Source organism: Bartonella sp. LJL80, assembly GCF_054871565.1.
In genome coordinates this window covers 113,330-126,571 of record NZ_JBTXLM010000004.1, presented here as the reverse complement: position 1 = coordinate 126,571, position 13,242 = coordinate 113,330, and the positions used below count along the sequence as shown (strand labels likewise).

General features: G+C 45.9%; 11 protein-coding genes and 3 tRNA genes. 4 read left to right on the top strand and 10 right to left on the bottom strand.

The features are described 5' to 3' along the window. Window positions 1-56 precede the first annotated feature (56 nt). The 4 genes from ACYSNS_RS07425 to ACYSNS_RS07410 form a co-directional block, all read right to left on the bottom strand. The gene (locus ACYSNS_RS07425) at window positions 57-611 is read right to left on the bottom strand and encodes a DUF2497 domain-containing protein (RefSeq protein WP_461722518.1); all 555 of its coding nucleotides are present in this window, start codon (window positions 609-611) and stop codon (window positions 57-59) included. 258 nt (window positions 612-869) lie between these two features. After that, window positions 870-2,225 carry a TolC family outer membrane protein gene (locus ACYSNS_RS07420; RefSeq protein ID WP_461722517.1) on the bottom strand — a complete coding sequence of 452 codons (1,356 nt, stop codon included), beginning with the start codon at window positions 2,223-2,225 and terminating at the stop codon, window positions 870-872. 149 nt (window positions 2,226-2,374) lie between these two features. Next, window positions 2,375-3,049, bottom strand: a complete 675-nt coding sequence (locus ACYSNS_RS07415; protein ID WP_461722845.1) for a protein-L-isoaspartate O-methyltransferase family protein — start codon at window positions 3,047-3,049, stop codon at window positions 2,375-2,377. 206 nt (window positions 3,050-3,255) lie between these two features. Continuing rightward, a tRNA-Cys gene (locus tag ACYSNS_RS07410) sits at window positions 3,256-3,329 on the bottom strand. Between the two features lie 398 nt (window positions 3,330-3,727). Between ACYSNS_RS07410 and ACYSNS_RS07405 the strand changes: the two genes are divergently transcribed. From ACYSNS_RS07405 to ACYSNS_RS07395, 3 genes are all read left to right on the top strand, one after another. Next, window positions 3,728-3,802, top strand: a tRNA-Asn gene (locus ACYSNS_RS07405). 505 nt (window positions 3,803-4,307) lie between these two features. Continuing rightward, window positions 4,308-5,192: an alpha/beta hydrolase gene (locus ACYSNS_RS07400; RefSeq protein ID WP_461722516.1), complete on the top strand. Its 885-nt coding sequence runs from the start codon at window positions 4,308-4,310 to the stop codon at window positions 5,190-5,192. Window positions 5,193-5,329: 137 nt separating this feature from the next. Continuing rightward, window positions 5,330-6,511, top strand: coding sequence for an MFS transporter (locus ACYSNS_RS07395; RefSeq protein WP_461722515.1), 1,182 nt, complete (start codon window positions 5,330-5,332; stop codon window positions 6,509-6,511). Between the two features lie 25 nt (window positions 6,512-6,536). On the opposite strand, the gene ACYSNS_RS07390 is transcribed toward ACYSNS_RS07395, so the two are convergent. From ACYSNS_RS07390 to ilvA, 6 genes are all read right to left on the bottom strand, one after another. Further along, entirely contained in the window at window positions 6,537-7,418 is an 882-nt protein-coding gene (locus ACYSNS_RS07390; protein ID WP_461722844.1) for a LysR family transcriptional regulator, read from the bottom strand. Window positions 7,419-7,464: 46 nt separating this feature from the next. Further along, a complete protein-coding gene (locus ACYSNS_RS07385; protein ID WP_461722514.1) occupies window positions 7,465-8,001 on the bottom strand; it encodes a GNAT family N-acetyltransferase in 537 nt (178 codons plus the stop codon). Continuing rightward, window positions 7,988-8,851 (bottom strand): 3-mercaptopyruvate sulfurtransferase, encoded by an 864-nt coding sequence (gene sseA / locus ACYSNS_RS07380; RefSeq protein ID WP_461722513.1) that lies wholly within the window; start codon window positions 8,849-8,851, stop codon window positions 7,988-7,990. Before sseA ends, ACYSNS_RS07385 begins: the two co-directional genes overlap by 14 nt. Before the next feature lie 229 nt (window positions 8,852-9,080). After that, window positions 9,081-10,487, bottom strand: a complete 1,407-nt coding sequence (locus ACYSNS_RS07375; RefSeq protein WP_461722512.1) for a DEAD/DEAH box helicase — start codon at window positions 10,485-10,487, stop codon at window positions 9,081-9,083. Between the two features lie 284 nt (window positions 10,488-10,771). Further along, window positions 10,772-11,302: a hypothetical protein gene (locus ACYSNS_RS07370; protein ID WP_461722511.1), complete on the bottom strand. Its 531-nt coding sequence runs from the start codon at window positions 11,300-11,302 to the stop codon at window positions 10,772-10,774. Window positions 11,303-11,334: 32 nt separating this feature from the next. Beyond that, window positions 11,335-12,600, bottom strand: a complete 1,266-nt coding sequence (ilvA, locus tag ACYSNS_RS07365) for a threonine ammonia-lyase IlvA (protein WP_461722510.1) — start codon at window positions 12,598-12,600, stop codon at window positions 11,335-11,337. Between the two features lie 160 nt (window positions 12,601-12,760). Between ilvA and ACYSNS_RS07360 the strand changes: the two genes are divergently transcribed. Next, window positions 12,761-12,846 (top strand) — tRNA-Leu (locus ACYSNS_RS07360). Window positions 12,847-13,242: the final 396 nt, after the last annotated feature.

The window sequence follows — 13,242 nt, the reverse complement described above, 5'->3', positions numbered from 1 at the left end:
ACATATCCAAAAATGAAAATTGGATATGTCTCGGGAGAATTGGATAATATATCGGATTAGCGATTGTTCGAAAGCTCAACGCCACTTAGAATCTTAGCGATTTCTTCTCGCAATATTTTCTCAACAAGTGTTGGCAGTTGCGTTTCCAACCAGCTGCTTAACACCGGCCGCAACTCGTTCTCAGCGATACTTTCAGCCTCAGCCAAGAACAGGGGCTTCTTCACACCTATATCATTTGCTGCTGATGGACTGGCGGTCGTTTCCGATACAATTTTGGTCTTATCAATAGCCTGCGACGATGCCGCATTCAAACGACTTTCGCCAAAGATATCGGTTTCTGCATTTTGTTCCGCATCTTTGGATGGCTGTTCGGTTTCGATACCAACCGATAGACCAATACGTGCTGCTAAGGCCTTCATCGCATCATCAACGGAGAGGGAGGAATTAAGCGAGGTATTCACTCCATGGTCCACCGAAGGTTTGACTTTAGCTGCCGATTGAATTGATTCCAATTGAGCCGCCTGTGCTGTATTTTCTTCGATAATTTCTCGAATAGAGGTCAATATTTCATCCATGGTCGGCTCACGCATTGCGCTTGAACTTTGTGCCATAAACATAACCCCTTATTACTAAAAAACTACAGAATCATATGGGAAGCCTATCAAAAGCCCTTCGTGCAGGAAACGACTGATGCTTTGACAATCGTGACAACACACAACTTTCTATCGATCGCTCATCAATAGAAGACTTGATAAAACGGAGCTTAGACGGATACACACTCGCTACCAATATTCATAAAAAAAGCACGTCAAACGAAATCGACGTGCTTCCATGTCTGTAAACTGAGACGGAGAAAACCAGTAAGGCGATCAACGCCCGTCCGGTGTCCGCAATCCGATCCACTTATCTTTAACAGCTTTGTTATGCTCTTCAGGATCATATTTTACAACATTAAGTCCAAGACGCTCAGCTGTCATCTTACCGATTGCTGACTGAACATTATAACTAGCAACGACGACATTACGTTCTGCTGTTACCAATGAAATTTGTGCGCTTATCAGCTGGGTACGCGAATTCAAAACATCCAAGGTGGTTGCTTGACCAACACGGTTTTCCTGTACACGCCCATCAAGAGCGATCTCCGCAGCACGCACACTATCGCGATAAGCGATGACTGAAGCTCGTGCACCTTCCAATTGTGACCACGACGAGGAAAGATTCTCTCGAACACTATCCTGCGCCAAATCAAGCGTTATGCGCGCTTGTCCGAGCTGCTCTTTCGACTGCCTTATCTGGGCTGAAGTACGGCCACCCTGATAGATGGGCACATTGAGCGAAAGGCCCAGAGAGTTTGATCGGCCACCATCTCCCGGACCGTTATAGATCTGATTATACGATGTGCTGGCAGACAGATCCACCTGAGGCAGCAATGCACCTTCTTTCGCCTTCACATTATATGAACTCGCATCAATAAGATATTTTGCATACAAGATGGCTGGGTGAGTTGCAGCACCAATTTTATAACCAGTATCCGGCGTAGCTGGGATTTCTTTTGCAACGGGAGGACGCTCCAACTTATCTGGATCCGCACCAATCACCTGCCTATAGACAGCCTCGGCAGACTTAACATCCGCACGTGCCAAGCTCAATTCGGAAACAGCAACGGAGCGCGCGGCCTCAGATTGCGCTAAATCGGTACGCGTGCCTTCACCAACATCAAGCTTCGCCTTGTCTGCACGCACCTGTTCTTCAAGGGCTGCAAGATTTTGGCGTCGTAATTCCGCTATTCGACGATATTGGAAAACATCAGAATAGGCCGTTGCTGCGTTGACCAGCATGTTCTGCTCGGTGTTACGCAAATATTCACGTTGAGCCTGAGCCTTCACCTCAGCCGAGGCAACGGTATTTTTAGTTACAAAACCGTCAAAAACCTTTTGACTCAATTGGATACCAATCGAACCTGTCGTTGTATAATAGGTTGTGGCAGCGCTACGTCCGCGAGCATAAGTACCAAACCCCTCAATCTGCGGTCGAAAGTTTGACTTTGCTATAGCAATATCTTCATCCAGAATACGCGACTGCGCACGTTCAGAGTTGATATTTCCATTATTCGTATAAGCCTTGGCAAGCGCACCCTGTAAGGTTTCAGCTTGAGCTGATACCGATGCAAAAACGGCGCTCGATAGCAATAGAGCAGTCAAAAGAGCCTTTTTTGTTTTTACCACAGCCACACCTCAATTTCAAAAAATTCAAACTTATTCGGCTCAATGATTTAAACGAGCCGTCAACTATTTACCTGACCAGATTTAAAATGCAATGTGCCGGTCGATTAAAAAACGCAGCGTTGCAGATACGCAACCCATTCATCTATTCATTAAAAAACGAATTGAGGCGTTTTTAAGAAACCTTCCAAAGGTTTGATAGCCAGATTAAACACACGCCGCGCGGAAACCACACCATCCTCTTTCAAATAGACTTGTGCGACACCGGCGTTACCATGACCTTCCACAACTACCAAACGGCCACCTTCTTTTAATTGCTCAAACAAAGAGGCTGGCACAAAATCCACAGCCCCCTCAAGAAGAATGACATCATAAGGCCCCTCTTCAGCATAACCTTTTTCCAACGGCCCAGAGACAACAACAACATTGTCGCAACCGTTTTTGCTCAATATTTCAGAAGCATAATCAGCGAGATCCTTATCGCTTTCCAGCGCGATAACAGAACTTGCCAGCTGCGACAACAACGCCGCGCTGTAACCACTACCCGCCCCAATATCCAAGACGATATCGTCAGCCTTGATGTCGGCAGCCTGCAACAGCTTTGCAAGCGGAGCAGGCTCCATGAGATAACGACCTACCTTAACGTCGGTCGGTGAGGAAACAGGTATATCCTCGTCCAGATAACTAAGATTTCTCAAGTTTTCAGGAACAAACTCTTCCCGCGGCACAGATAAAAAAGCTGCAAGCACTGGAAGCTTTGTAACATCTACTGTACGGATTTGATTATCGACCATCTTGCGGCGGAGTTCGGCGAAATCTGCAGCCATGACCAGACCTTTCTTTTCACACATGCATAAATCCCATCAAGCTCAGAAAACACAGGATGGGCGACATTTTCCAACAGGGTGTCGCAAAAAAGCGCCTGACAGTCAATCACAAGATTGCTCATCCGTGATCACGCTTTGGACAACCGATCTCAACATCAACGGAATACATAGTGGTTGAAGACGAAAAATTGAAACATTGGGATAGATGGAGGCCTCGCCCGGAATCGAACCGGGATACAAGGATTTGCAGTCCTCTGCGTAACCACTCCGCCACGAGGCCTCAACGGCGAATTCACTGCAGGGTCAATAAGTGAACGTAAAGCATTCGTCAAGATACCTTTCGATGATCCGACGCTTTTCTTCAAACGCGTGCAAAGAGTTTATTTGTTCCTAGCCACAAAACGCAACGTGTCGCAATGATCGTAATGCTCATGGAATGAGACATCCGATATTAACAAGGAAATCAAATACTGGGAGGAAGCCAGTTTCATGCGCGTTTTTGCTTGTTGCTTCGGCCAAGCGTGATTGTTTTGCGTAAGCACGTCTACAGCGAAATCGTGCCATCAACCTCGCGATTAACATGCATTTGCGTTTTTTTTAAAAAAACTTCGCTTTCCCCCTTTGCAAATCAGTAATTCATTTGCTATAGCCCACCAGCGTTAAGCAATTGAGCACTGTTCCCCGGTAGCTCAGTGGTAGAGCAACCGGCTGTTAACCGGTTGGTCGCTGGTTCGAATCCGGCCCGGGGAGCCAATCACCCTACATTCTCAGTAATATGAAGTTTTCCTTAGTTGAACTATCCTTCAGCGAGATTCGCTAGGTCGCATTTTAGATTTTCCAGAGCAAATAAGTGATTGCTTACATGTAAGCCATCCATGGAAAGCTTTAAAATAGCCTATGGCGGCACGAAGTTCAGCATAACGTGCAACATCGCTTTTGATACTTTTTCCTATGCACAATTCAGACTCAAACGGATCATGTTCAGCCCAGTTTGTGTCCCTTATCACGACCGTAAATTACTGAATATTTTTCATCATATCATAAAATTATACGTTATTTTTTATCAATAAATATTAAAATAATCTCAAGTGATCCGAGCTTTGACGAAGGAACCATCATGAGAAGTCTATTTCTATGTTTAGGAGTGATTGTTATGTCATATAACGCTACAGCCCAAAGCATTCATCCCGAGGCGGATAATTTTTATCATAGTCCGCATGTCAACGCGCAGAAAGTATCATTTGAAAACCAATATCAGATGACTGTTGCGGGCAATCTCTACTCTCGGAAGGATATCGACGAAAATGATAAATACCCAGCTATCATTATCGGTCACCCGATGGGCGCGGTCAAAGAACAAAGCGCTAATCTTTACGCACAAAAGTTGGCCGATGAAGGATTTGTAACCCTTTCTATTGACCTTTCTTTCTGGGGAGAAAGCGATGGTTCACCACGCAATTCCGTTTCTCCAGATATCTATGCGGAAGACTTCAGCGCGGCAGTCGACTTTCTCGGCTCGCTTTCTTCCGTCGACCCAAAACGTATTGGCGTCCTTGGGATCTGCGGCAGCGGTAGCTTTGTGATAAGTGCGGCCAAAATTGATCCGAGAATGAAAGCGGTTGCAACAGTTAGTATGTATGATATGGGAGCCGCCACACGCAGTGGTTTAAACCATTCGCAATCGGTGGAACAACGGAAACGAATCATTTCGGCAGCAGCAACGCAGCGGGATATCGAGTTCAATGGCGGCGCTCGTAAATACACAAGCGGAACACCTGAAAAGATCGCTTCCCACTCTAATCCGATTGAACGTGAATTTTTTGATTTTTATCGGACGCCACGCGGAGAATATACCCCTGCGGGTCAATCACCGGACCTAACAACCCACCCTACTCTGACAAGTAATGTCAAGTTTATGAATTTCTATCCATTCAACGACATTAATACTATATCCCCGCGGCCAATGCTGTTCGTGACTGGAGAACATGCGCATTCGATTGAATTCAGCCAAGAGGCTTACCGGTTAGCCGCAGAACCAAAAGAATTATTCATTGTACCGAACGCTGGCCATGTCGACTTGTATGATCGTGTTGATTTAATACCATTCAAAAATCTGACCGCATTTTTCAAAGCAAACCTGTAAAATATCGGCCCGGTCCACACAACTGTTAATCTGCCGCTCTATAAAGCCGCACCGGCTCGGCGGAAGTATCGTTTAGTTTTAGCAGACAAATAAGCAATGGAAAGTTCGCCTATGAGGAATAGGCGTGAACGTTAATAATGCCCTCAATATCGTCAAAACCAACACGAAACACCCCGTCACGGATTGGGCAATGGGGTCCTGTATTTGCCTTATCGCTGTGTGTATTCATATTAATCGCCGCAGAATTTATGCCTATCAGCCTACTGACCCCTATCGCGCATGAATTCGCCATATCCGAGGGGCAAGCCGGCCATATGATTGCAGTTACGGGAACTGTTGCCGTATTTACAAGTCTCGTTATCGGAACAATCATTCACACAATTGATCGCAAATTTGTGCTTATTATACTCAGTACACTGACGCTCGTCTCTTGTAGTCTTGTTGCATGCGCTTCAAACTTTGCAATGATGATTGCCGGACGAGCGACACTCGGTATAGCACTAGGTGGGTTTTGGACCATTTCAGCCGCAACGACGATGCGTTTAGTTCCTGTCCAATATGTCCCAAGAGCCTTGGCAGTACTTAATGGGGGCAATGCACTGGCGACAGTGATAGCGCCGGCGTTTGGTAGCTACATTGGCGATTTGCTAGGTTGGCGCTTCGCATTTCTAAGCCTTGTGCCATTAGCGGTTGCTGCACTTCTTTGGCAGATAATGAGCTTGCCATCACTGCCGTCCGACAATTCAGTACGAAGTCGTATGCCTTTAATTTTACTTAAAGAAAAATCTGTACGCTACGGGTTCATAGCCGTATTTTTATTCTTCATGGGACAATTTTGCCTTTTTACCTATCTGAGACCCTTTTTAGAAAACATTGATCACGTCGATACTACTAACCTATCTCTGATACTCTTTTCGATCGGAATAAGTGGTTTCAGTGGAACCGTATGGATCGGTTTTATGGGCAATAAGAAATTAGGTTTGATGCTTATGATTGCCCCTGCCATTTTGGCCTTTGTTGCTATTGCACTTTCTTTGTTTGGTAACCAAATGGCGATATCGTGGGCACTATTGCTATTGTGGGGTTTCATCGCAACATCAGCGCCCGTCGCGTGGTGGGCTTGGCTTGCCAGACGGCTTCCGAATAATGCAGAAACTGGCGGTGGGCTTATGGTCGCCACTATCCAATTGGCCATAACGGTAGGTGCATTGCTTGGGGGATACCTATATGATTATCAAGGCTATCAGACAACATTCGTAGTTAGTGCTTGTATCCTATTGTTGAGCATGTTCGTTGCCCGAATTATCAAACAACAGTGACCTTGAAGCATGGGAGGAAAATTGCTTAACTTTTGTAGCGAAGCGCTTTGACAAATGCCTGAAACGCTGGGGATGACTGTCGTCGATTTGCATAATAGAGATGATAGCCGGAAAACGACGGACACCAATCCTCTAAAACCTCGACCAGCATACCTTGGTTGAGATGTGATTTTGCTAAATAATCAGGAATGATGGCAAGGCCAACGCCGTTTAGCGCTGCATCTAAAGCTTGCATGCTGTTGTTAGTAACATATTGTCCTTCAACTTTGACATTTTGTTGCTTTCCATCCTTTTCAAACTCCCAAACGTATAGGCCGCTTGATTTCGAATGACGTATATTTATGCAGTTATGATTGACGAGTTCTTTCGGAGTAAGAGGTTTTGGGTTGCTTGAAAAGTAGGTCGGAGAGCCCACAACCGAGAGACGCCAATCAGGGCCTATTCTCACTGCTATCATATCTTTGCTCACCGCTTCCCCAAGCCTTATGCCCGCATCATACCGTTCGCTGATTATATCGGAAAAACCGTTATCAACCATCACTTCCAGTTTAATGTCGGGGTATTCAGCCAGAAACTCTCTTAACATAGGTAATACTGTCACCTGTATCGCATCGCCCGAAGCGGTGATTCTTATGGTACCAGCAGGCCTATCGCGAAATTCGCCCAACCGATCAATCTCGATAGATATTTGCTCGTAAAGCGGGCCAATGGATCGAATAAGCCGTTCACCAGCCTCTGTCGGCGATACATTGCGCGTTGTGCGCGCTAAAAGACGAACACCGAGCCGTTCTTCAAGTTTTTTTATCGTATGACTAAGCGCCGATGGCGTAAGACCAATTTTTTTCGCTGCTTTGGAAAAACTCTCTTGCTCTGCAACTTCCAAAAAAGCACGCAAATCATCCAAAATTTATTTCTCCATTTACAAAAGAAGAACAACGGACCTAAGCACACGATCAACGCCATCGTTCAATCATTACATCACTAAATCCTACGGGTTCAAAACCGCATTTCTGATAAAGTTGCAACGCCCGCGGATTATCCAAAGTGTTGGTCTGTATAATCAGCTTTTCGGGATCGCTATTCCAGGCAGACTGAACGATCTCATTGAAAAAGAAACGGGAAAGCCCCAGTCCTTGATAGTCCGGCACGAGACCGAAATAAACGATCTCGCTTAATTGCGGTAGTTTGCGTAAACTGACTTCAGCAAAGCCGGCCGGGCAGCCATTGATATAAAGAATATGAATTTGTGTATCTTCGGCATTAATCAGGTTAGATAGTGATTCATCATCCATTTTTCGCCTCACTACCCAGTGATGCTCACGACCAATCAATGCGTAGAGATAACGATAGAAGTGCACAGGCATTTCATAGGCCCGCATGATAGCAAGTCGCATATTGGCCGGTGGGACAACATGCATTGTGGAACGATTTAGCATCTCCAAATGCGTTACCCGCGCTTTTAGAAAATCAGTTAATTCAATCTTTTTCATCGTCGTTTCCTGTCACCACCGGCGTATCGTGTTTCGCACCCCATTCGCTCCATGATCCATCGTAGAGCCTGACATTCCGATTGCCAAGTGACTCCAAGGCCAATGCCAAAACGGCAGCCGTAACACCCGAACCGCAAGTTGTTACAATCGGCGCACCGATATCGACACCAGCATCTTTAAAGATAGCTTCCAGTGCGGCTAAATCTTTAAATGCGCCCTGACTAGACATTAGCGTTGAAGGAATATTATGTGCGCCCGGCATATGTCCTGAACGCATACCAGATCGGGGCTCAGCTTCTGCCCCTGTAAAACGCGCATTACTGCGTGCATCCGCAATTTGGACCGAACCTTTATCGACGAGATTGCGCATTTCGCGCAACAAAACTACTTTATCCTGTTGAAAATCTGTCAGAAAACTTTTCGGTGCAACTTTTGAGTTCCCGCGCTCTACTGGCCTGCCTTCACCTTTCCAACGTTCGAAGCCGCCGTCGAGTACGACAACATTTTTTGCGCCCATTACACGAAACATCCACCAGACACGAGGGGCTGAAAAAAAGCCCACGCCGTCATAAACAACAATTGTATCGTCGTTTGATATGCCCATTTGTCCCACATCCCGAGCAAATTGCGCGGATGTGGGAAGACTATGGGGAAGCCCTGTTGTCTCATCACATATTTTATCTTGATCGAAAAACACTGCGCCCGGAATATGGCTTTCTTCAAATTCTTTTCGTGGATCTCGTTTCGTCGCCGGTAGATACCAAGATCCATCAACAATCGATACATTTGGTTTGCCGAGCTTTTCCTCTAACCATTGTGTTGATACGACAAAACGACTTTTTTCGATCATGGTTATGCCTCTACTGATTGGCGAGGGAAAATTCCCTACCCTGCTCTTTTTCAAAATTCTTGCTAAGGATGGCTTAACATCTTTGCAGCAAGGCTGCACTTCACAAAATAAATCTAAAAAATCGTAATACGAAACCGGTCTAAAAAATCATCAAAGGGTCGAATGTATAAAAAAGCCGGCTGGAGAACATTCAACTCCAGCCGGCTCACTTTAGGTTTATTGAAAGAACTTATGCAGCTCTTTTTACAGATTTCCGAAAACGGATCGGCTTGCCACGTTTTGCACCAGCATTTGCCTTCGGCTGATGCGGCTTACCACCTTCTGCTGACCTAGCTTTATGTGGAGCACCAGCTCCACTCTCGTCTTTAGAGCGGAAAGGCCGCTTACGACGGTTGGGTTTACCAGAACGACGATTATCTCCGCCTTCATTTCTAGATTCTTCCGATTTGAAAGGCTTATCCGGGTAAGGGCCAAACTGTGGCGGTACCTCTTCACGTGGGAGTTTCATGCGGATAACGCGTTCAACGCCTCTTAAACGAGCGCGTTCAATACCTTCATCATAAAGGGTGATCGCTTCTCCGCTAGCACCATTACGCCCAGTACGTCCAATGCGGTGAACGTAACTCTCTGCTTCATCTGGCAATTCATAATTAATGACATGACTTATACCAGGAACATCAATGCCGCGAGCGGCAATATCTGTTGCTACGAGAACTCTGACAGAACCATCACGAAAACCCTTCAGCGCACGCTGACGAGCATTTTGAGACTTGTTGCCATGAATCGTTGCGACCGGATAACCAATTTTTTCTAAATTCCTTGTAACCGCATCGGCACCGTGTTTTGTACGCGTAAAGACGATAACAGAGGCCAATGCCGGATTGGTCAAGAGCTTATTGAGAACGTCCTTTTTCTCGCGATTATTCACAGCATGCAGCTTCTGTACAATTTCAGCTGCCGTAGTACCTTGCGGTGCGACTTCCACACGAACAGGATCTTTCAGCAAGCTATCTGCCAAAGACGAGATCTCCTTAGGCATTGTTGCAGAAAATAATGCAGTCTGACGATCAGCATGCACGAGTTTTGCAATCTGACGAACGTCTTTGATAAAGCCCATATCAAGCATACGATCGGCTTCATCCAGAACTAGAAAATGTGTCTGTGATAAATCGACGCATTTCTCACGCACAAGATCCATCAAACGACCAGGTGTCGCGATGAGAACGTCAACGCCACCAGCCATGCGCTTGATCTGGGAAAGACGAGAAACACCGCCTAGTACAAGACAGGTTGAAAGGTGTGCACCTTTTGAGGCCATACGGATTGCTTCCTCGATCTGCACAGCCAATTCTCGTGTTGGTGCTAAAACAAGAGCTCGTGCTGTTTTTGCGCGGCGCTTATCACCCATTGCTACGATTTTCGCTAGGACCGGTAGACTAAAGGCCAGTGTTTTACCTGAGCCGGTTTGTGCAATACCAAGAATATCATGCCCTTCGAGCATAGCTGGTATCGCTTCTTCCTGAATGGGTTTAGGGGTTGTCATACCTGCAGCATCAAGATTTTTTGTAAGAATGGCAGGAAGGCCTAATGCTTCAAAAGCATTCAAAGTGTTATGTGTCAAAATAGAATCTTTCATAAACCGCATAGCAATAAAGCAATGCGGTTGGCAATAATCAGACCTCCGCGCAATCGGAAGGCTGAAAGTCATAAATGTTGGACGGAACGCCTGTGGGTTAAACCAATAAGCGACTTGCGCGGCCAGTGAACATCTCAAAAGAGATGATTGACGCCACAAAGTCTGCTTTCCAGAAAGCCGGATATTCCAGCTCAAGCGCCTAATTTGAGCTTATCGTCGAATTACGGCAAAAAAGCAACCACTATAATGGAATATTTTAATTCGTCGGATAAATAGGCAAACCCTCATTTACGGGTGATGGTTTCCTTCGGAATATTGACATTATGATATGCCGGATAAATCTCTAAGAAAACAGGGTTTTGTATGGTCTTCTGCCCGCCATAGATAAGATGCCACTTGGTATTGTCGAAAATAGCCAACGTTTGGTATTCAGCTATGGTATCAGCCGTTTCAACACGTGTCGGTACTAGCGCGTAAAATGTACCATCGTCTGTCTGACGGTATTCTATCTTCTCAGCATCGAGACTGTACGCGCCAGCGGGAAGGCTGGCAAATTGATTTTCCAACTGTTTGACAAGATTCGATCTAAGTGCCTCTTCTGTTGTGCGAAGCCTGATCGCCATTTCCTTAAACAAGCGATCAGGCATATTATTCGCAAGCATTGCCATATTTTTATGCTTCGCTGCATTATTTAAATCCGTGACCAACCCATTCAATTCTGTCTTCTGAATCGTATTGGGCTCAGCCGCGAAGGACGGTGAGATTATTGCAAGGGTGATGGCCAGTGTTGCTGCAAAAAAAGAAAACATTTTCATATTTTGTTCCTCGTTCCGTCCTATCAAACGGTCTAAATGACAAAGTCAAACATGACTTGATCGTTGGTTATATCCCGATAAGACCAGCCCAATTCCTTGAACTTTGCCTCTAGAACCGCAAAGTTCTCATGTTGTTTCGTTTCGATAGCAATGAGAACAGAGCCGAAGTTGCGCGCTGATTTCTTGAGATACTCAAAGCGGGCAACATCGTCATCAGGCCCCAATTGGTCGAGAAAACCGCGAAGTGCCCCCGGTCTCTGGGGAAAACGGAAAATAAAATATTTTTTCAATCCCTGATAACGGAGCGCACGCTCCTTAACTTCTGGTAAGCGCTCGAAGTCAAAATTTCCGCCCGAAATGATCAATAGGACTTTTTTACCTTTGAGGTCCTGCGGGGAGATGCTTTTGAGTGCATCAATGGACAAACCGCCCGCGGGTTCCAATACGATACCTTCAACATTCAGCATTTCAACCATAGTTGAGCACAAGCGATTTTCCGGTACGATCGATATATCGAAAGGCGAAAAACCTTTTAACATGTCATAGTTCAAAGCCCCGATTTCAGCGACGGCGGCACCGTCGACAAACGTATCAACGTCTGGAAGTTTTATCCGCTTTTTTTCAGTCAGGCTTGTAAACAAGCTTGCTGCACCTTCTGGCTCTGCAAACCGCACTTTTGATTTCCACCCGCTCTCCTGAATGAAATGACTAGTGCCACTTGCCAATCCACCACCACCGACAGGTACAATAACCAAATCCGGCTCTTCAGAACCGACTTGCTCCATCCATTGGTGCGATGCTTCGTACATGACCGTCGCTTGACCGGTAACAATGCGCATGTCATCGAAAGGCGGTGCCATCACACCGCCACCGTCTGCGACAAACGACTGGGCTGCCGCGTAACATTGATCAAACGTATCGCCGATGAGACGGATTTCTATAAACGCTCCTCCGAAAGTCCGTGTTTTGTCAATTTTTTGTTGCGGTGTTGTAACCGGCATAAATATAACGCCCTTGCGCTGGAAATGGCGGCAAACAAAAGCCAACCCTTGCGCGTGGTTTCCAGCAGAAGCGCATACAAAAGCTGCGTCAGGCGCTACCTTATCAAGCATTTGCGAAACAAAATTGAATGCGCCACGAATCTTGTAGGACCGAACCGGTGTCAGATCTTCGCGTTTGAGGTAAATTTCCGCACCATATTTATGACTCAAAAAGTCATTGCGCTGAAGCGGTGTTTCAGCAAAGAGACCACGCAAAGCTGTAACAGCTAGAGCAACGTCCTGTACAAATTCACTCATGACACTTAAAAAAATCCTCGCTCGATCAATGATAGAAAGGTATCTTCTAACGGCTGCCACTCCTTTTGTCAGCTGAAAACGACAATTGAAATGTTCAATAAAATTTTCATCTAAATCGGGCTTCACATTGCGCATTTGATTATCTATAAGAGCCAGACGTGCGGACGTGGCGGAATTGGTAGACGCAAGGGACTTAAAATCCCTCGATCCTAGATCGTGCGGGTTCGATTCCCGCCGTCCGCACCACTTTCTTTTATTGACAATATTATCCGTTTAACTCGTTGCGTTTCCTTCGGTGACGCTGGCAAACATTGTCCGGGATGGATTATCTGTGCTTTAGGGCCATAGTCTATCGAGAATCCAACAGATTACGCACGTTACAAAAGCTAGGTTAGCCAGCCCCGTTCATACCCACCCGAGACGATTATCCATTACCCTCTCAGCGAGTTTGGTGATTAGAATATCGTTACCGTCTCGGAACGAAATAGGTGAGTTAACGTTACCACTCCGTATCAATTAGAATCGACGGTCTTTATCGATCGGGACAAACGGAGGTCTTCACGTGTCGCGTATATCTTCCTCTCACTTCAATTTACCGGCTTTTTGTCGAGAGCTAGTGGCTGGAGCGCCATATAAGGCTAA